Origin of the sequence: Brucepastera parasyntrophica (assembly GCF_022376835.1) — a bacterium.
Classification (GTDB): Bacteria; Spirochaetota; Spirochaetia; order Treponematales; family Treponemataceae; genus Brucepastera; species Brucepastera parasyntrophica.
The window spans coordinates 2442665-2462067 of the sequence record NZ_CP084606.1 but is presented as its reverse complement, the minus strand read 5'-3'; the positions used below and the strand labels follow the sequence as shown (position 1 = coordinate 2462067).

20 protein-coding genes and 1 pseudogene are annotated in these 19403 nt (G+C 45.3%); 11 read left to right on the top strand and 10 right to left on the bottom strand.

What is annotated here, in order from left to right:
* Positions 1 to 195 precede the first annotated feature (195 nt).
* The 11 genes and pseudogenes from K7I13_RS11700 to K7I13_RS11655 all read left to right on the top strand — a co-directional run bounded on the left by K7I13_RS11700 (position 196) and on the right by K7I13_RS11655 (position 13264).
* Positions 196 to 1311, top strand: a complete 1116-nt coding sequence (locus tag K7I13_RS11700; RefSeq protein ID WP_255945874.1) for a DUF362 domain-containing protein — start codon at positions 196 to 198, stop codon at positions 1309 to 1311.
* A gap of 76 nt (positions 1312 to 1387) precedes the next feature.
* Positions 1388 to 1927, top strand: a complete 540-nt coding sequence (locus K7I13_RS11695) for a hypothetical protein (RefSeq protein WP_255945872.1) — start codon at positions 1388 to 1390, stop codon at positions 1925 to 1927.
* Between the two features lie 253 nt (positions 1928 to 2180).
* Positions 2181 to 3854 carry an AMP-binding protein gene (locus K7I13_RS11690; protein WP_439647438.1) on the top strand — a complete coding sequence of 558 codons (1674 nt, stop codon included), beginning with the start codon at positions 2181 to 2183 and terminating at the stop codon, positions 3852 to 3854.
* 264 nt (positions 3855 to 4118) lie between these two features.
* Positions 4119 to 5264: a THUMP domain-containing class I SAM-dependent RNA methyltransferase gene (locus tag K7I13_RS11685; RefSeq protein WP_369413669.1), complete on the top strand. Its 1146-nt coding sequence runs from the start codon at positions 4119 to 4121 to the stop codon at positions 5262 to 5264.
* A gap of 88 nt (positions 5265 to 5352) precedes the next feature.
* Positions 5353 to 5424 (top strand): annotated as a pseudogene (locus K7I13_RS15710) (TetR/AcrR family transcriptional regulator); the annotation flags it as partial.
* A gap of 24 nt (positions 5425 to 5448) precedes the next feature.
* Positions 5449 to 5910, top strand: a complete 462-nt coding sequence (locus tag K7I13_RS11680; protein WP_369413668.1) for a TetR/AcrR family transcriptional regulator — start codon at positions 5449 to 5451, stop codon at positions 5908 to 5910.
* Positions 5911 to 6040: 130 nt separating this feature from the next.
* On the top strand, positions 6041 to 8134 hold the full coding sequence (locus K7I13_RS11675) for a methyl-accepting chemotaxis protein (protein ID WP_255945870.1): 2094 nt from the start codon (positions 6041 to 6043) through the stop codon (positions 8132 to 8134).
* 21 nt (positions 8135 to 8155) lie between these two features.
* On the top strand, positions 8156 to 8608 hold the full coding sequence (locus K7I13_RS11670) for a hypothetical protein (protein WP_255945868.1): 453 nt from the start codon (positions 8156 to 8158) through the stop codon (positions 8606 to 8608).
* 536 nt (positions 8609 to 9144) lie between these two features.
* Complete coding sequence (locus tag K7I13_RS11665) at positions 9145 to 9576, top strand: MarR family winged helix-turn-helix transcriptional regulator (RefSeq protein ID WP_255945866.1); 432 nt, start codon at positions 9145 to 9147, stop codon at positions 9574 to 9576.
* A gap of 54 nt (positions 9577 to 9630) precedes the next feature.
* A complete protein-coding gene (locus tag K7I13_RS11660) occupies positions 9631 to 11382 on the top strand; it encodes an ABC transporter ATP-binding protein (protein ID WP_255945864.1) in 1752 nt (583 codons plus the stop codon).
* Positions 11375 to 13264: an ABC transporter ATP-binding protein gene (locus tag K7I13_RS11655; RefSeq protein WP_255945862.1), complete on the top strand. Its 1890-nt coding sequence runs from the start codon at positions 11375 to 11377 to the stop codon at positions 13262 to 13264. Before K7I13_RS11660 ends, K7I13_RS11655 begins: the two co-directional genes overlap by 8 nt.
* Positions 13265 to 13887: 623 nt before the next feature.
* Here K7I13_RS11655 and K7I13_RS11650 read toward each other — a convergent pair.
* From K7I13_RS11650 to K7I13_RS11605, 10 genes are all read right to left on the bottom strand, one after another.
* Positions 13888 to 14091 (bottom strand): hypothetical protein, encoded by a 204-nt coding sequence (locus K7I13_RS11650; protein WP_255945860.1) that lies wholly within the window; start codon positions 14089 to 14091, stop codon positions 13888 to 13890.
* 119 nt (positions 14092 to 14210) lie between these two features.
* On the bottom strand, positions 14211 to 14462 hold the full coding sequence (locus K7I13_RS11645) for a hypothetical protein (protein WP_255945858.1): 252 nt from the start codon (positions 14460 to 14462) through the stop codon (positions 14211 to 14213).
* Positions 14463 to 14835: 373 nt separating this feature from the next.
* On the bottom strand, positions 14836 to 15294 hold the full coding sequence (locus K7I13_RS11640; RefSeq protein WP_255945856.1) for an NADase-type glycan-binding domain-containing protein: 459 nt from the start codon (positions 15292 to 15294) through the stop codon (positions 14836 to 14838).
* Between the two features lie 125 nt (positions 15295 to 15419).
* Complete coding sequence (locus tag K7I13_RS11635; RefSeq protein WP_255945854.1) at positions 15420 to 15701, bottom strand: hypothetical protein; 282 nt, start codon at positions 15699 to 15701, stop codon at positions 15420 to 15422.
* A complete protein-coding gene (locus K7I13_RS11630; protein ID WP_255945852.1) occupies positions 15698 to 16288 on the bottom strand; it encodes a hypothetical protein in 591 nt (196 codons plus the stop codon). The genes K7I13_RS11635 and K7I13_RS11630 overlap by 4 nt, the downstream gene beginning before the upstream one ends.
* A complete protein-coding gene (locus K7I13_RS11625) occupies positions 16281 to 16508 on the bottom strand; it encodes a hypothetical protein (protein ID WP_255945850.1) in 228 nt (75 codons plus the stop codon). Before K7I13_RS11625 ends, K7I13_RS11630 begins: the two co-directional genes overlap by 8 nt.
* A 216-nt stretch (positions 16509 to 16724) precedes the next feature.
* Positions 16725 to 16853: a hypothetical protein gene (locus tag K7I13_RS11620; protein WP_255945848.1), complete on the bottom strand. Its 129-nt coding sequence runs from the start codon at positions 16851 to 16853 to the stop codon at positions 16725 to 16727.
* Between the two features lie 123 nt (positions 16854 to 16976).
* Positions 16977 to 17300: an SMI1/KNR4 family protein gene (locus tag K7I13_RS11615; protein WP_439647489.1), complete on the bottom strand. Its 324-nt coding sequence runs from the start codon at positions 17298 to 17300 to the stop codon at positions 16977 to 16979.
* Between the two features lie 415 nt (positions 17301 to 17715).
* Positions 17716 to 18174 carry a hypothetical protein gene (locus tag K7I13_RS11610; protein ID WP_255945846.1) on the bottom strand — a complete coding sequence of 153 codons (459 nt, stop codon included), beginning with the start codon at positions 18172 to 18174 and terminating at the stop codon, positions 17716 to 17718.
* Positions 18159 to 19181, bottom strand: coding sequence for an RHS repeat domain-containing protein (locus K7I13_RS11605; RefSeq protein WP_255945844.1), 1023 nt, complete (start codon positions 19179 to 19181; stop codon positions 18159 to 18161). The genes K7I13_RS11610 and K7I13_RS11605 overlap by 16 nt, the downstream gene beginning before the upstream one ends.
* Between the last annotated feature and the right edge of the window lie 222 nt (positions 19182 to 19403).

Genomic DNA, 19403 nt, shown 5'->3' with positions numbered 1-19403 from the left:
CACAAAAATATACACATCGAATAATCTGCATACACATAAATTGTACATTTTATACACCAACAAAAGATATACGGAAAACGGGGAAATTCAAAACCGCCGGATGGACGGCGGAGAGACAACAGGATATTCAGTAAAAAGAACTGGAGCTGCAGTCTGATATGTGCTATACTTGAATTCTGGCAAAAGGAGGAAGGAATGGCAGGATCAAAGGTGTACTGGACAGATATGAGGACAACGCCGGAGGTTAACATTCTGGCAAAGCTGGAAAGGCTTTTGCGCATGGCGGGACTTGTTTCGCTTGATCTGAAGGGCAAATATACTGCGTTTAAAATCCATTTGGGCGAACCGGGAAATCTTGCCTATATCAGGCCTCCCTATGTCGGAACAATTACGGGCCTCGTACGTGAAATGGGTGGACTGCCTTTTCTGACGGATTCCAACACCCTGTATTCCGGGCGGCGTCACAATGCCTATGATCATATCAGGGCCGCTCTCGAAAACGGGTTTTCGCGCGACTCGACCGGCTGCGACATTATTATTGCGGACGGACTGAAGGGAAACGATTTTGTGGAAATGACTGTCACCGGAGGAAGCCACTGCACTACGGCAATGATCGGAAGCGCTGTGGCCGAAGCGGACGCCGTAATTTCAATTAACCATTTCAAGGGCCATGAGCTTACCGGCTTCGGCGGCGCCCTGAAAAATCTCGGAATGGGATGCGCAAGCCGCGGAGGGAAACGTTTTCTGCATGAGGTTTCCCATCCGGTCATTGACCGGGACGCCTGTACGGGCTGCGGTTCCTGTGTCAAAAACTGTCAGTCCATGGCTATATGTCTCGATGCAAAACACAAGGCCGTGATCGATCATTCCCTGTGTGTCGGCTGCAGCCAGTGTGTCGCAGTATGCAGGTTTAATGCGGCCCGGAATATGCCGGGCTCCGCAAGTAAAATTTGCAGCGAACGGATTGCCGAGTATGCGGAAGCGATCCTGCATGAGCGGCCTTCCTTTCATATTAATTTTGTTATGAACGTTTCGCCAAACTGTGACTGCTGGACCAGCAATGACGCGCCCATTGTTCCCGATATTGGAATCTTTGCAGGGCTGGATCCTGTCGCGCTTGACCAGGCCTGCGTGGATGCGGTAAACGCGGCGCCGGCTCTTAACGGCACCGCGCTGACCGACAAGGGTTTTGCCGGCGGCGCCGGTGAAAAATTCGGACACATACATCCGGATACCGACTGGTCGGCCTGTCTCGATCATGCTGAACAGCTCGGGATCGGTACGAGAAAATATGAGCTGATTAAGGAATGATCAGAATAATGCCGGACGCTTGGAAGGCCTTAAGACAGGGTAATCAGCTGCGTTCCGGTTCAGAGAGGATATGTTCATGAAAAAAGTCGGCATACTATTTGCAATAGTAATTGCGGTAATAGCACTGATCGGAATAGTGCTTGTAAAGCAGGCAGAGACCCCGTCAGACACATCTGACGGACTTATAATGGGAATGACCCGGAACGAAATCGAAGGCATTCTCGGGGAAGAAATCCTGCCGCAGGGAGACGGAGACAGTTATTTTCTTCGCCAGAACAATCAGCTCATGGTTTTTTATATAGATGATGAGACCGGTTTATACGGATATTATTTAGCTATCAGAGCGGCGGGCGCGGACGCCGCGACCCAGAAAAAAATTGACAGTGAGTTTGAGAATCTGCTTAAGGAAAATGATAAGGTGTACGGAAGCCATGCGTTTGATGAAAAAAATAATCTGTACTACTGGACAAGAAATGACAACACCCTTCCTGCCGAATATGCTGAAATACAAATCAAATTTGAGAGAAGCGGAGGCGAAACCTCATTTTATATGTTCTTCTTCGGAGAAACTATTCCCAAGTCCGGGCCGATGAATAACACTGTTCATTACAGATAAATAAAAATCCGGGCCGGCTGACTGAAAAATACCTGCCTAGACCTCCATTATATTATGACACATTTTTTTTGCTCCGGTTGCAGAATCCCGTAATATTTGACTTTGTTAAATTGTAACAGATTTAAACTTTGACGCATTGACAAAAAATGTCATAACATTTAATCAATATATAGCGAATTATCAGAATAAAAAATACAGTTATTCTGTATTTGGCATTATGAAAAGATGTATTAGAAATACTGCAGGGGAAACAATGATGCAAGTTTATGATTTTATTGGACATGACTATAATTCTTATGAGGAGATGAAGGAACAGTTCAAGATCCGGATTCCCGAGAACTTTAACTTCGCCTACGATATAGTGGACCGGTACGCGGCCGAAGAACCGGACCGGCAGGCGCTTGTCTGGTGCGATGACTCCGGCGCCTCCAGGGTTTTTACCTTTGCGGCGCTTTCGGAAGCCGTAAACAGAACTGCCAATTATCTGCGTTCTTTCGGCGTAAAAAAAGGAGACTCGGTTATGCTGATTCTCCGGCGCCGGTATGAATTCTGGTTTTTTATTCTCGCGCTTCATAAAATAGGAGCGGTCGCCGTTCCGGCTACCAATATGCTTTTACGGAAAGACCTTGAATACAGGAATAACGCGGCAGGAATTTCAATGATTGTTTCAATTGATGATCCTGTTCTGCAGGAACAGATTGAAGCTTCCCTGCCCGCTTCTCCTACGGTAAAAACGCTGGTAACCGTCGGCAGGGACCGCCCGGGATGGCAGTCCTTTCATTCGGTATTTGATACGCTCTCAGACGAATTTACCCGGCCCGAAGGAAAAGACTCCGCGGGCAATAAGGATATTATGCTTTTGTACTTCACTTCGGGAACTTCAGGCGAGCCGAAAATGGTACAGCATGATTTTACCTATCCGCTGGGCCATATAGTTACGGCAAAGTACTGGCAGAATGTCAGGGACGGCGGACTGCACTTGACTATAGCCGAAACCGGATGGGCAAAGGCGGTCTGGGGGAAAATTTACGGACAGTGGATTTCCGGCTGCGCGGTTTTTGCCTATGACATGGATTCCTTTGTTCCCGGGAAACTGCTTGAAAAAATTTCCGAATTCGGGGTCACTTCATTCTGCGCCCCTCCGACTGTGTACCGGTATCTCATAAAACAGGACCTGACAAAATATGATTTGTCAAAACTTGAATACTGTACCACCGCGGGAGAAGCCCTGAACCCCGAAGTATATAATAAATTCTTTGAAATGACCGGGCTCAGCCTGCGCGAAGGCTACGGACAGACCGAACTGACCCTGACCATCGGGAACTTTCCCTGGATGGACCCAAAACCGGGTTCAATGGGAAAGCCTGCCCCCGGATATGATATTGATATTATCCGTCCTGACGGAACTTCCTGTGACACGGATGAGGTCGGCGAAATTGTTATCCGGCTCGAAAAGGGAAAACCATTCGGAATGTTCGCGGGATATTACCATGATCCCGCCCTTACCGAAGAAGCGTTCGAAGGAGGTCTGTATCATACCGGAGATACCGCGAGCCGGGACAAGGAAGGCTTCTTCTGGTTTGTTGGCAGAAATGATGATCTTATAAAAAGTTCCGGATACAGAATCAGCCCGTTTGAAGTTGAGAGTACTATTCTGACGCACCCTTCGGTGCTTGAGTGCGCTGTTACCGGGATCGCCGATAAAAACCGCAACCAGATTGTCAAAGCCACTATTGTTCTTGTACAGGGTTATGCGCCCAGCAGGGAACTGCGCAGGGAAATACAGCAGCATGTAAAAGAGGCAACGGCTTCATACAAGTATCCCCGTGTAGTTGAATTTGTGGACGAACTTCCAAAGACTATCAGCGGGAAAATCAGGCGGGTCGCCATCCGCGAAAGCGACAGCAGAAACAAGACGGAAGTCTAGTCTGCACGGCTAATATTTAAATTCCAGGGAGCATATCATCCGGAACTGTTTCAGCATGGTTCTTCTTGACACCGGATGATAGACTTCCTGTTTTTATACCCGGTATGGTCTGTTACGGCCCCTGACAGGGTAAACTGCGTCCCGGGAACCGGAAAATTTGCCTGGACTCCGGTCAAATTTTCCGGTTCTTCAAAAAAAACTCTTTTGTCCATGATTACAGAAAAGTCAACTTTACATTTTCCGTTTAAATGTTATAATCAGAATATGATTACGCTTGCGGCGCCCTGCGCGATCGGGGCTGAAAAAGTTCTGGCCAATGAATTACGGCACCTCGCTTTTACTCCTGTAGGACAGGCCCCGGGACGCGTAACCTTTTCGCCTGAGAAATCATCGGACGGAAGCGTCTTTTCGGAAATGTACCGCGCAAATCTCTGCCTCCGTACAGCCGACCGGGTGTACCTTCAGCTCGCGTCTTTTCATTGTGAAACCTTTGACGAACTTTTTGAAGGCGTCAAATCAATTCCCTGGCAGGATTACTTCAAAAAGGATGTCAGGGTAATTGTTGACAAGGTCAGGATACATTCAAGCAAATTATCATCGGAGCATTCCGTGCAGGGAGTTGCGCATAAGGCCATATATGACAGGCTCGGGGCCGCGTGGCGGATGAGCATTCTGCCCGAAACCGGCGACGAGATGTCAGTACGTATATATATAGAAAATAATACCGCGGTCATTCTGCTTGACCTTTCGGGAAAACCGCTTCACAGGCGGGGATACCGCACCGCGGGCGGAGAAGCGCCCATACGGGAAACCCTGGCGGCCTCATTGCTCCAGCTCATGAACTGGAGGAGAAAACAGCCTCTCCATGATCTTTTTTGCGGATCAGGCACAATTCCGATCGAAGCCGTTCTGTTTGCCCACAATATCGCGCCCGGACTGGGGAGGTCCTTTTCCCTTGAAAATCTGGCGATTTCGGATACTGACAGCATACAGAAAGCCATCCGGGCGGAACGGACCGCAGCCGCGGAAGCCATACGAACAGACTGTATCGTACGCGTTACAGGCAGCGATATTGCGGAAACCGTTCTGGTTTCAGCCCGCGCCAACGCGGAACGGGCCTGCGCCATCGCGGGCCGGGCGCTTCAGGACGCAGGCAGGGATGACCGCATTCCCCGCCCCGATTTTGCCAGGGCCTCTTTTGAAGAGCTCGCGGCCCCCTACACGGAAGGAGTGATTATTTCGAATCCGCCTTACGGGGAAAGGCTGGGCGACAAGGAAGAGGCTCTAAAACTGTATGAATCAATGAGGATTATTTCCGTTAATTTTCCCGGCTGGGACCTCGGTTTTATTACCAGCAATGAAGAATTCGAAACTTTTTTTGGAAAAAAGCGGCTAAAAAGCGGAAACTGAAAAGCGGAAATATCGACACCTGTTTTTACAGATATCAGGAGAGGACATAAATGGCTATTATAGTTGAACATGAAAAAGACGCAGTGAAATTCTTGAAAAAGCGCTTGATATCTTTATTGAAGAAGGATACGAGGACGCCACCTTTCAGAAAATCGCGGACCGCTGCGGGATTACCCGGACAATATTGTATTTATATTTCAAGAACAAACGGGAAATTTTTATCTGGAGCATCAAGCAGCTGACAGAAGGTATTGAAAAAGATCTCAAGGACCTGATTTCTTCAAAGAAAATGCCATATACCGAGTGCCTCGAAACAGTCATGTTCACTATCCTGGACCGCTGTGCGGACAACCAGCGCCTGTTCAATGTTGTTCTTACCTATCTGCTCCGCCTGCAGAAAACAGGCAAAGACCCCGAATCCCGGGTAAAACGCAGAACCATCAGGGTCCGGCATCTGCTTTCCCAGATAATTATCGCGGGCAAAAACGCGGGCGAATTTCTGGTGAAAACAAATGTCAGGAACGCCAATGAATTATTATACGGACTGATTGAGTCCGCAATTTTCCGCATTGCCATTCTGGACCGCAACGATGTCAGCGATGTTAAACGGGCCGTAACTCTTGCGATTCAGGGGTTTTCGGCTTAAAAACGCTGTTTCTTTGATACATTTCAGTATTGATTTATATGATACCTTGCGTTAGCATATAACAACGGTCTGTTATACCATTTCTCAGTAACAGAACGGCCTCATAAAATATATAGTGAAAGGAAGGGATATGAAACGACAAATTTCTCTCAGATTGCGTGTTGCAGCAGCAATTGGCGGCATGATATTGATTCTGCTGGTATCAGTTTTTATCAGTGCAGGGCTTCAGGTCCGCAAGTCGGTTCATGATCTGGTTGTTTCGTCAAATTTGCAGATCGCGGAAGCAAGGGCGGATGAAATTGACGCCATAATAGAAATGTACCAGCAGCAGCTGAGGATACTTTCAATCCAGGATACAATTGTATACGGCACAGACAGGGAAGCCGAAGAATTCGCCCATTCGATGATAGGAGAAGTGGGCAGCGATATTGTAAATGTATATATCGCCTGGCCGGACGGAAGAGGGACCTCAGGTGTCGGCACATATATTAATGTCGGAGACAGGGCCTATTTCAGCGCAATCTTCACGGAAAAGCTGGACAGGTTTGTAGGAAACCCTATTATTTCACGCAATACGGGAGAACCCGCGATAATTCTTGCCCAGGCGGTATATTATCCTGACGGAAGGATCAGAGCCATTCTCGGTTTTGAAATGTCGCTCGAACAGATATCAAAATCCATTGATGAAATCAATGTAGGAGACCAGACCTACGGCTGGGTAATAGACAGTTCCGGGCTGGTAATTGCAGCACAGGACCCGGATATACGCATGAAACTCAATATTAATACGGCTGACGAGGATTTCGGATATACGGGATTGTCCGAACTCTCTAAAACAGCCCTGACAGAACTCATGTCTGAAGGTTCGTTTATACGTCCGGACGGAAAAAAATATTCGCTTTTTACAACGGAAGTTTCGGAAGTATATAACTGGCACCTCAGTATTGCAGTTTCTGATGCCGAAGTAAATAAACCCGTCAATGATCTTAACAAGATGCTGTTTTTTATAATGGCAGGCGCTCTGGTAGTCTTCCTGATAATCGCGATGGTAATCGGAAACTGGATTGCCGAACCCATAAAAAAGGTCGGCGCCCATTTCCGCGAACTGGCGGAAGGCGAAGCCGATCTCACAAAACGGCTTGATATAAAACGCAATGATGAAATCGGAAAACTTGTGACTGACTTTAACGAGTTCCTCGCGAAACTGGCCGGCATAATAGCTGAAATGAAGGGAGCCCAGGACCAGATTATGGCAAGTTCCCAGCAGCTGACTACAGAGGCCCAGGGCGCGACCGGTGAAATTACGCGGATTTCGGATCTTGTTGATATAATCCAGGAACGGCTGCAGCGCCAGAACGCTGATATTGAAAATTCATCAGCCGCGGTAAAACAGACCTCAAATGGCATAACAAGGCTTGATGAACTCATAACCGACCAGTCCGCAAGCGTCACGGAGGCTTCCGCATCTATTGAAGAAATGGTAGGAAACATCGGTTCCGTTTCAGCGTCAACCGACCGTATCGCGACCGAATTCAAACTTCTTCTTGCCTCATCGGACCAGGGCCTTGCCGTGCAGAACGCGGCCGGCGTATCCATTGCCCAGATCGCGGAGCAATCGGAAAGCCTGCTCGAGGCCAATGAAATCATAGGATCAATAGCCTCGCAGACAAATCTCCTTGCAATGAACGCGGCGATAGAAGCGGCCCACGCGGGCGACGCAGGAAAAGGATTTTCCGTTGTCGCGGATGAAATCCGGCGGCTTGCTGAAACATCGGCGGAACAGACCAGGACCATCGGTACGAAACTGCAGTCAATCCGTGAAACAATTGAAACGATAGTCAAAGCTTCCACTGAATCGGAAAAGGCCTTTGAAGACCTTTCAGGAAAAATCGGAACAACCGATATGCTGGTTACCGAAGTAAAGGCCGCGATGATTGAACAGCGCGAAGGTTCGGAACAGATCCTCGAAGCAATAAAAAGCATGAATGATATTACGTCAAAGGTCCGCGCCAGTTCGGGAGAAATGAGTTCAGGAAACGAGGTAATTGTGTCGGCAATGGAAAAACTGTCGGACGCGGCCAGGGGAATCTTCGAAAGTTCAAAAGACATCGGAACCGCCATTACCAGCGTTGAAGGTATGGCCCAGGAAATTACGACAATTACTTCCCAGAATGAACAGCTTGTTGAACGGATGGAAGGAACAATAGGCAGATTCAAGGTATAAGATATGCAAGGAGGAGGCAGAATGGATATGTATAGGCGGAACGGTTTACGGAGGTATATTTTTCTTCCCGGTTGTTTCCTGATATTTTTCTGCGTGCTTTCAACAGCGGCATACGCGGGAGGCAAAACCGACTCCCGCAACTTTATTGCCGATGTGGAAGCCGAAGCTGGCGGGACCCTTTCAGAAGATGAAAAAAATATAGCCCGCTTTGTCCTTAATTTTTACAGCTCAACATACGGCTACGGCAGCGAGGAAAAGGATGCCGTGAACCGCATGACTGCCGACGAATATGCGAACACAGTATCCCAGGCCGCGAAAGTCGCAAAAAACCCTGTCGCGAAGGGCCTTCTCTCCGCGGGCAAAACAGGCGAAAAGGTCCTTAAGGCGCTGATTGTGACTGTTGAGGACGCGGCAAAGTCAACCGGCGAATGGATTAACAGGCAGTCGGATGAATACGACCGGAGACGGGAATAGGATATTCCGGTTCAAATTCAAAAGGTTTCCTTTGTCCCTTCCGGTATTCAGGTATCAGGAAATTTTATACTCTAATGATAGAGTACTATAACATTATAGTATAACTGTCATTAGAGTATTGTGATACGATGGAGCATCGTATAAGCATACTGAAATTAAACGCCGTTCCTGACTGGAATAACGACACTCCGGTTTTTATTTAAAAAGACAGCTTTCTTCCCACCGTGAATCCTTTAACAATTATGTAAAAGCGGCCTGCAAAATCCGCATTATTATTGATTATAATTTACCAATCCTCCCCGCGCGGAATAATACCATTATTTACATTATTTCTTCACAAGAGAATAATTATAGACGAAATATCATTATCTTTTGTCCTTTCATTCCAATAAGGAATTTCCTGAACCGGTATCATCAGAAAGTAAAACTATTTTCAAAAAAAACGATATATTTCCATAAAGTATTGACAATATAATATTCCGGGTATATTATCTGTAACATGTTACACTTTAAAAGAAGGCGGTAAGCAATCACGTATGAACCAGCGGGATATCGGAGCGCTATTAAAACTGATTACGGATAAAATGAGAGCCGGCGGCGACGCCGAGTTAAAGGAAAAGGATCTGACCTTTTCCCAGTCGACCGTATTGAATTATCTGTATGACCGCAGCGAAGAAGTGACACAAAAGGAAATCGAAGTTTTTCTGGGGGTATCCCATCCGGCGGTCGCCGGGATTGTGAGCCGTTTGGAGACGAAAGACTTTGTATATTCCTATCCTGACCCAAATGACAAAAGGAACAAAATGGTAGGCTTGACGGCAAAGGCAAAAAAAATAACCGGCGAAATACAAAAGGGCATACGTTTTGGAGAAAGCGCTTTGACTTACTGCCTGTCCGCCGAAGAAACGGAAGAGCTGCGCAGAATGCTGGTTACGGTTTACGAAAACTTTGATAAATATACCGGATGAATTCCGGGATAAATTAAGCACAAATATGTAACGTGTTACAGATTGGAGGTCACTATGATCAGAACTCTGGCAAAGAGTATCAGGGAGCACAAAAAGACGACCTTGCTTACAGTTGTCTTGTCGGTATGTGAAGCGTTTTTTGATATTATCATTCCCCTGTGTATGTCCAACCTGATTGATTTCGGGATTGAAGACGGTTCAATGGCGGCGGTATTCAGATATGGAACAGCGCTCGTTATTTTTGCGGCATTCCAGCTGCTGTCCGGGATGTTTGCCGCGCGGTTCGGTGCAAAGGCCTCGGCGGGCTTTTCGGCCAATCTCCGCGAGGACATCTATAACAATGTGCAGACCTTCTCGTTTTCAAATATGGACAAGTTTTCTACTTCATCAATCATAACCCGATTGACCACAGACATCACCAATATCCAGAACGCCTATCAGATGATTATCCGTATAGCCGTACGGGCGCCCCTGCTGATAATCTTTTGCCTGGTTGTCTCATTTCAAATCAGCCGCGAGATCTCACTGGTATTTCTCGTAATGGTTCCCATTCTGGCTTTGGGTCTGTACCTTATTCTCCGCTATGCCAAACCTGTCATTGACAGAGCGTTAAGAGCATATGACAAATTGAACAATATCGTGCAGGAAAACCTGCACGGGGTCCGCGTCGTGAAATCATTCAACAGGCAGGACCATGAAATCGGAAAATTCAGCAGGACATCGGAAGCCATCTATCAGGATTATGCCAAAGCGGAACGGATGATAGCCTTTAACTCTCCGCTGATGCAGTTTTGCATGTATGCGTGTATGATCCTGATTTCCTGGTTCGGCGCTAAAGCAATTGTCGCAAGCGGGAACAATGCGGCTCTGGGTTTGACTGCCGGAGGGCTGACCGCGCTGTTTTCATATGCGACCCAGATACTATACAGCCTGATGGCGCTGTCAATGATTTTTGCCATGGTGACCATCGCGGCGTCCTCTGCGGAACGCATTGGCGAAATTCTGAATGAAGAAACAGACATCAAAAATCCCGATCATCCGGTCACGCGCGTCGAAAACGGGGATATAAGCTATGAGAATGTTGATTTCGTTTACGCGGCCAAAGCCGGAAAAAAGGTGATTGACAGCGCGTCCATCAGCATAAAGTCCGGGGAGACGGTCGGTATCATTGGCGCGACCGGTTCTTCAAAAACATCTTTTGTCCAGCTCATTCCGCGCCTGTACGATGTCAGCGGCGGTTCCGTCAGAGTGGGCGGCGTTGACGTGAGACAGTATGACCTCGACACCCTGCGCAGTGAAGTGGCAATGGTTTTACAGAAAAACACGCTCTTTTCAGGAACCATCAAGGAAAACCTGCGCTGGGGAAATGAGACCGCCACGGATGAAGAACTTGAGGAAGCCTGCCGGCTGGCCTGCGCTGACGAATTCATCAGCGCCATGCCGGAGGGCTATGATACCCATATTGAACAGGGCGGAACCAATGTATCCGGCGGACAGAAGCAGCGGCTTTGCATCGCGCGGGCTCTTCTGAAAAAGCCGAAAATACTGATTCTGGACGATTCGACAAGCGCCGTGGACACAAAAACCGACAAGCGGATTCAGGCGGCTTTCAGGCAATACATTCCCGAAACAACAAAAATCATTATTGCGCAGCGCGTCGCGTCCGTGCAGGAGGCCGACAAAATCATCGTTCTTGATGACGGAAAGATAGAGGCGGTCGGCACATCGGACGAACTCATGAGAACAAGCGAAATATACCGACAGGTTTTTGAATCGCAGAAAAAAGGAAGTACGGCAAATGAATAATACCCAGTTTAGTTTTAAAACCGTGAAGAGACTTCTTTCCTATCTGAACAGATATAAAGCTGCCCTGATCACCGTGGGCGTCTGTATTATATTAAGTTCGCTGGCAAGCGTAGCTTCATCCCTGTTTCTTCAAACCCTGATCGATGATTATATTCTTCCGCTGCTGGGCGCAAGCAATCCCGTTTTTACGGGTCTGATTAAGGCGCTCGCTGTCATAGGCGTTATTTACCTGATCGGTACGCTGGCTACCCTGATTTACAACAGGGTCATGGTGACCATCGCGCAGGGGACGCTCCGGCAAATCCGTGATGAGATGTTTGAGAAAATGCAGGGACTGCCGGTCAGATATTTTGACACCCACACGCACGGTGATATTATGAGCCGCTACACAAATGACACCGATACCCTGCGGCAAATGATTGCCCAATCTCTGGCCCAGCTGGTCACTTCCATTTGTACCATAATAGCCGTATTCTGCGCCATGCTGTATCAGAGCATTTATCTGACGCTCGTCGTATTGGCCGCGGTGGCCGGGCAGTTATTCATTACAAGAATACTGACAGGCAAGAGCGGGTTCTTTTTCGTAAAGCAGCAGGATACTCTGGGCGATCTTGACGGATATGTTGAAGAAATGATCCACGGGCAGAAGATCATTAAAGTGTTCTGCCATGAGGAGCAGACAAAAAAGGAGTTCCGCCGGAGGAACAGGGAATGGGAACACGCGTCTTCCAGCGCGAACGGATACGCGAACGCGCTCATGCCGGTTTCCAATTCAATCGGATATTTGCAGTATGTGATAGTCGCAGTTATCGGAGCCTGGATGGCAATCAATCAGGCGGGCAACCTCACCATTTCAGGAATGAATACAATCACACTCGGGACAATAGCGTCGTTCCTGACCCTTTCCCGCAACTTTACCAATCCGATCTCGCAGGTAGCGAACCAGTTTAATTCCATTATTACGGCCCTTGCCGGAGCTGCCCGCATATTCAGTCTGATGGATGAAAAACCGGAAACCGACGAAGGTTACGTTACGCTGGTAAATACAATAGAAACTGAAAGCGGGGAAATGAGGGAAATTTCCGAACATACGGGAACATGGGCATGGAAGCACCCCCACCGCGACGGAACAACCACATTATCAAAACTGTCCGGTGAAGTGGTTTTTGAACACGTTGATTTCAGTTACTCGCCGGAAAAACAGATACTGTATGACATAAGCCTGGCCGCAAAGCAGGGACAAAAGATTGCGCTTGTCGGCGCTACCGGAGCGGGAAAAACAACCATAACGAATCTGATTAACCGATTTTACGACATCGGCGGCGGTAAGATCCGTTATGACAGTATCAATATTGAAAAAATAAAAAAGCCTGATTTACGGCGTTCTCTGGGTATTGTGTTACAGGACGTCAATCTGTTTACCGGAACCGTTATGGAAAACCTTCACTACGGAAACCCCAGCGCGACGGATGAAGAATGCATCGAAGCGGCAAAACTGGCGAACGCGCACAACTTTATCATGATGCTGCCCGGAGGATATGACACGCTCCTTGAGGGCGACGGAAGCGGCCTTTCCCAGGGACAGCGCCAGCTGATTTCCATAGCAAGGGCCGTTGTAGCGGACCCTCCCGTCATGATTCTGGACGAGGCGACCTCTTCCATTGATACCCGCACGGAAGCTCTTGTGCAGCAGGGCATGGACCGGTTAATGGAAGGCAGGACCGTATTCGTAATCGCGCACCGCCTTTCCACCGTTATGAACTCCGACATAATCATGGTTATGGACAAGGGCAGGATTATCGAGCGCGGTTCCCATGATGAACTTATCGAAAAAAAAGGAACCTATTACCAGCTTTATACAGGAACCTTTGAACTGGAGTAAGAATATTGCAGAGTATTGTATTTTGATTTTATGGGAGTTGGGGTTCATCATCAAAAGGAGTCACGAAACGGGACTGCTGAAAAGGCGGCGCTCATATTTCTATAGTCCATCCATATTTCACATACAGGCCGTTCCGTGTTCAGAGGGGGAGGCTGTTTGAGTCATACGAAAGGATACGTGCAATTTTATTGATTTGATTTCTTTTAAAGGGGGAGCATTTGGCAGGGAGAAAAAGTCTGCTGTACCGGTCCGGCAGACTGCACCGCAGACGCGGCTCCCCCTCGCTCCAGCCTCCTCGTGGTGAATGGCATAAGCCGTTCACCACTGCGGGGTCTTCCGCTACCCCCTCGTCCGGGGTTCGGGGGACTTCCAAGATACTCTATACTCTAATGATATAGTATAATAATAGAGTATGCATATCTTTTTATCGTATCGTGATACGATAAAGCATCGTATAATTATGAACTACCTGCCCTTGTAATATACACTTTATCTTGCGGCTCAATATATAAGCCTTTCAGCACATTATCGCAGGTTTCTAGTCTTTAAAACAAAACAGCTGTATCGGAAGATTTCTTCTCAGATACAGCTGTTCACTAAAGTATATTATCTTTTGTTAGTTCTCAGTCATATACAATCTTTCGTGTATATCGCTGGAATATAGCAGGGTTATCAAAAACCGATATGGTTAATGTCTGCCAATTCCCGGCCTCATCATAATCAGAAAAGAAAAATTTCTGCATTCCCTGTCGTTTTGTATCATCTGTACGGTCGTAATTATACGTTGACATTTCAGTGACATTATCATGCTCATCATGGGAAGTCATTTCGTATGCAAAAGTTTTTCTTTCTTTCCCGTTTACGATATTTTTTCTTAGAATAGATGTCAACTTATTATTATCATACGTTAAATCAAAGGATATTATCCCCGTAACTTTATATTTTGTTATAACATGTAGCACACGTCCCCGGCCAGACTTACTTCAAAAACTTCATCAGCATAGGTTTTTACAAGATAATTCCTGACCAGTTGATATCCATGTTTGGTTTTTGTTTCCGTCCATGTTTCAACAGGTATCTCATTCTGAAGTACCGTCTGGACAAAGGCTTTTGCTGTTTTATCATATTCATAACTATAATCATAGGAATACTCAGGCAGCACCGTGCCATCCCAGTTAAGATACTCTTTCCTAGTCACACGTCCCTGCTCATCATAATAATACCGCTCCCCTGATTCATCAGCAGCTACTGGGTATCACTTATTTCGCGCAACAGACCATTCTCATACCGTGCTGTATAGATTACCAAGTTTCTTGTATCTGAATGACTTTCATACAATACTTCCATCTCCCGAACAGTATCAGCGCCCTTTAAATTCCTGTAATCGCCCGGTATAAAACTCCTACGCGCTTTATATTCATCCCAGTCCTTAAACCGGAATACCGTTATATCTTTTTCCGCACAGCCTAAAAGGCTAATCAGAAAGAAAACAAAAAACACCTTATAATATTGCATTCACTTATATATTGAAATTTCATAACTTACTTTGGCTTTTCCTAGAACGCTCCATATTAGTTCTTTATGAGTGTATAGGGGAAAAATATAGCAGAAATGACAATATCATCATACTTTGTTCCTCCATACCAATCAAGTATTTCAAGTTTTACTTTATTTTTTTCATTAGGGATAAAAGCCCTCGGAAGCGACACAACCTGAAAGTTTGGTGTATCTTCCAATATATGAATGTATTCTGTATCACCATATGATATTTTTATAGTTTTTGCACGGCAGTTTTGTTCATACAGATATGATTTGTCGGGAACAATAAATCCATTTGCGATAATTAGATTCTTTACTGGTAACAATAAATCCTTTTTATGCCAATCCCTTGGAGAACAATAGAAATCCATTATTTTTTCTTTTGCACTTGAAGAGATAGCCCAAGGGACATTATACAGTTCAAAAAAGTCTGGTAAATAATTTATTTCCGTATTACTTATAATTTCCTTAATGGAATCACTTGCACACAATACCTTCACACCACGCAAAGATGGAGAAGTTTGTATATCATTTCTTGAAGTGCTTGCATAAGGTATTTGAAGCGATTCATAAAAGAGCCCTTTTTTGTTTCCATCTGATAATAAAGTTAAAAAGTCTATATCGTCGCAACTACAGTAAAAAGCAAATTTTTTTTTTCAACAGTCTCCAATATCTTAAAATACCCATCTTCTATTATTTGTGAGATTTGTTTTTTAACTTTGATATCAGCTTCAGTGAATGTATCCCAATAAAACTCTGTATATTTGTCATGAATAATAATACTACTGCGATCATCAGCATAATGATATTCCTTTCCAACAAACTCATTTGCAGACAGCGTGAGTGTTAAAAATAATACTAATACCAATACTATGGTATTTTTTTCTACATTGTTCATTCTCCACCTCCGCTTTCCCAAGATTTGTTCACATAAACATGACCAGGTATTATATCACCTTTTTTGGCACCCCATCTAGCAAGTGTATCAAAAAATAATACATTATCTTCACCTTTTTTTGGTATTATACATGCTTTACTATATGGAGTATTATAATCTGCATTAGTGGTAGGATTAGTATTTGAATGAACCAATGTTCTTCCTGGAGTTGCTTCGTTCTCAGTATACCCATAAGCGTTAACAGAATTACCAGTTATAGTTCTGGTATTTGTAATAACTCCAGCATCTCCTGCTGCGACGTTTGTGGTTGTTATATATTTCATCTGAAAATCAGTTGCAGCAATCGTATCAGGAAAACTGTCAGGAGCAGGTGTCCCATCGGGAGCTGTCAAAGGATAATTAGCTACTGTCTGAACTTCATTTATTACAACAGCTTCACCTGTTCTGTTATTAATTAAAATAACAGTATCCAATGCTACATTCTGTGGAGAATTTCTGTCTTGAGAAACATCATAACTTGCTCTTTCTCTGATAACAATCATTCTTGCATCAATCGGTTCCAAGTCAGTGAGGTCTTCATCATTCAACGTCTCCTCTAACAGGAAAACTGTTTCCTAGAGTATGGCCTTTTGCCGTTTTTCCTTCACACACAGCTTTTTTCTGGTATTTTACTCTATCTGTCAGACCAGTTCGAACGTATGTCCTTCCCTGTCCTGGTTTTTCTTCAGTTTTCAATTTGTTGACACTATGGGTTTTACTCTCGTCTCTTTTATTGATGTCATCCAATAAATTCAATGACAGGTTCATGTAAAAATACTGTTATTTAAGTCTGGTTTTCTCATTATATTCTCTTCGTCCTCTATTTGCTTTCTCTACAAACGGAAAAACATATGCTAGCATAAAGAACATGAGTCCGATACCAGAAAGGGAACCAGATACCATAACAAGTATAAAAAGTATAAAATTTGTATACCAGGCAACAGCTGTTACTTCTGAATAGTTCTCCCCTTTAAAACATAGTATTTATTGTCTTCTATAATAACCTGATATTGCATCGCCCTTTAGTTTCTTAGCTTGTGCATCAAATAAAAATGCTGTTATAAACATGACAATAAAAGCTACTAAAAATATTCTGGCAAATATTTTTTTCATATTTATTCACCTCCATTATTTCGGAGAATATCAAAACGTATCCCAAGCGCTAAGCCTGCTCCAAATTTAAAAGAAAAACTTGGGCCGAGGTTGCCGCCAGCTGCCGCACCCAGAAGATACGCATCACCTCCAAGACGTATTGTTATAAAGCAAGCTCAAAAAATTTGTGAATGTATCCGTTATTTCTATAGCTAATTCTCTCTCCATTCCAATAAAGGGAACACGAACAATTATCATTTCCTTCATTTTGTCAAAGGCGAATGCTTCTCCCCCGCCATCCGAGCCAAAGAGGATCATATCTTCTAAATAGTCTTCAACCTGATATTCACAATTATAATCCTGAAGATATTCTCCTCTCCAGAGAATTGCATAGTTTTTTTGATTAAACATTCCTTCACTCCCATTAATTTTCCACAGAAAGTCTTTATAACCATCAGGGAGTACTATTTTTAGGGTCTTTTCGATACTATAGATATCATCATCTGATAATCCAACACCATTAATTGATAATCCATCTAAATACTTATCAAAGCTTATATATCATCTCTTCTCCATATTTTTTCATAAGTTGATTCCACCAAGCTGTACATGAAGATTCAGTCCAGATACAGCTTCTTTCTGGCTTTGAATAAGTTTGCATTACGTTTTATTTTGTTATCATTAGCTTAGTTCAGGAAAAAAAATTCTAATATAACAATTAATAACAATACTATCCCTGTTATTAAACAAAAGATGAAGAATTTTTTATTCAGTATCCCTAATCCTAATTTAGTAATTTGTTGTTTAAAAAATAACCCTCCCACACCAAGTATAATCAAAGACAATCCTCCAATTCCAGGTATTATATTACGTAACACTTTTCTTACTCCTCATTATTAACCGGTATATTTTCCATGCCAGGAAATTCAAGGCTAAAAACATCATGTGCAGCATTCAAAATATTAACTGTAGCCTCAATAGTATTTGCAGCAGCTTCCATTCCTGCAGGAAAGGAAATTACACCAAGGACTGTTGATGTAACATTATTAATATGAGTTCCTTTTTCTTCATTAGGACCTGGGCCATTTACAGTACGATCATGTCCATTTGATGCATCTACTGCAGCACCAATGGACCCGCCTATATTTGTTGGTGTATCCGGCATTTTGATATCTTCCTGAGAAAAAATATCAGCAATTTCGATGCCTGTCTCTGAAAGTCCCATTGCAAGGTTGAAATAACCATCAACTATTAAGCCACCAGCAACAATATACCCACCCGCAGCAATTGGCGTTGCTAATCCTCCAGATCCACCTTCAAGAACGCTCACGGCTGCACCCAAAGCGATCCCCCAGAAATCTCCAAGAATCCTTTTGTAGCTTTTACTAAACCCCGAAAAGCACCTATAATACTTAACCCGTCGGGATCCACAAACCTCAGCGGATTATTCCTGCAGTACTCATACCAGTTCGTCCCGTCTCTCGCAGGGTCTTCCGTTATGAACTTCCCTAAGCTGCGGTCATACCACCTCGCGTTAAAGTAATATAACCCGGTCGCTTCGTCAAGTTCCTTCCCCGTGTAGCTCGCAGTAAAAGCCATGCTCCCGCCGGTACTCAAGACTCCGTCAAACGCGCCATAATTCGCCTCCCACACTATCACGCCGGACGCGTCCGTTATAACCTCACTCGTGCCCAGGTGGTCAGTGTGGTGATAGTATACCGCAGTTATATTCCCGCTTATCCGCTCCTCGGCCCATACCGTACTTCCCGCTCTCACATACCGGCTCGACTCTTCTCCCTTCTCCTTCCACACCAGGTTTCCTCCCTGGTCATACTGCGTATACTCACTCTCTCCGTTCCTTTCACTCTTTACCTTCAGCCCGCGCAGGTCATACTCATACGACGCCGCTTCACTGAGATTAGCGCTCCCCTCTTTCGTGTACAGCACCCTCACCAGACGGTTCGACAGGTCATACTCATACTTCCACAGTTCTCCTTCTTCCCCGTCATACTCATACCGCCGGGAACTTTCGTTCCATACGCCGTTCGTTCCGCGCTCTATGAGGTTTCCGTTCGCGTCATAGTTGTATTCCCACTCTCCTCTTGTCCGGATCAGGTTGGTGTGCCGGTAATATTCCGTTTCCGTGACCCTGTTTCCTCCCCGGTTTACACTCTCCCGTATCCGGTTTCCCGTCTCGTCATACGTCCACCCGCTCTGCTGGCCCTCTATCGTATACCATACTTCCACCAGGTCCCGCACATTCCCGGCCACCGTGTGGGCGTCTTCCGCCTCATAGCTCCCATCCCGTTCGTCCCATGTACTGTGCACCTTTATAAATCTTGTTTCCACCTTGTCCGCAAAGACATTCGATTTTTTTAAGAAGGGGGAGCGTTTGGTTGGGGAAAAACTATGTGCGGAATGGGCCAAGCATACTGCATTGCAGACGCGGCTCCCCCTCGCTCCGAATCTTGAGTAATGCTTTCGCATTACTCAAGGATTCTACGCTACCCCCTCGTCCGGGGTTCAGGTATTACAGTCAGGCTATACTCCAACAATATACTATAACGATAA

Bases quoted from the DNA above. Each gene is read 5' to 3' on its own strand.
- K7I13_RS11700 (WP_255945874.1), top strand. From the start codon at position 196: ATGGCAGGATCAAAGGTGTACTGGACAGATATGAGGACAACGCCGGAG.
- K7I13_RS11695 (WP_255945872.1), top strand. From the start codon at position 1,388: ATGAAAAAAGTCGGCATACTATTTGCAATAGTAATTGCGGTAATAGCA.
- K7I13_RS11690 (WP_439647438.1), top strand. From the start codon at position 2,181: ATGATGCAAGTTTATGATTTTATTGGACATGACTATAATTCTTATGAG.
- K7I13_RS11685 (WP_369413669.1), top strand. From the start codon at position 4,119: ATGATTACGCTTGCGGCGCCCTGCGCGATCGGGGCTGAAAAAGTTCTG.
- K7I13_RS11675 (WP_255945870.1), top strand. From the start codon at position 6,041: ATGAAACGACAAATTTCTCTCAGATTGCGTGTTGCAGCAGCAATTGGC.
- K7I13_RS11670 (WP_255945868.1), top strand. From the start codon at position 8,156: ATGGATATGTATAGGCGGAACGGTTTACGGAGGTATATTTTTCTTCCC.
- K7I13_RS11665 (WP_255945866.1), top strand. From the start codon at position 9,145: ATGAACCAGCGGGATATCGGAGCGCTATTAAAACTGATTACGGATAAA.
- K7I13_RS11660 (WP_255945864.1), top strand. From the start codon at position 9,631: ATGATCAGAACTCTGGCAAAGAGTATCAGGGAGCACAAAAAGACGACC.
- K7I13_RS11655 (WP_255945862.1), top strand. From the start codon at position 11,375: ATGAATAATACCCAGTTTAGTTTTAAAACCGTGAAGAGACTTCTTTCC.
- K7I13_RS11650 (WP_255945860.1), bottom strand. From the start codon at position 14,091: ATGACTTCCCATGATGAGCATGATAATGTCACTGAAATGTCAACGTAT.
- K7I13_RS11635 (WP_255945854.1), bottom strand. From the start codon at position 15,701: ATGAACAATGTAGAAAAAAATACCATAGTATTGGTATTAGTATTATTT.
- K7I13_RS11625 (WP_255945850.1), bottom strand. From the start codon at position 16,508: ATGAACCTGTCATTGAATTTATTGGATGACATCAATAAAAGAGACGAG.
- K7I13_RS11620 (WP_255945848.1), bottom strand. From the start codon at position 16,853: ATGAAAAAAATATTTGCCAGAATATTTTTAGTAGCTTTTATTGTCATG.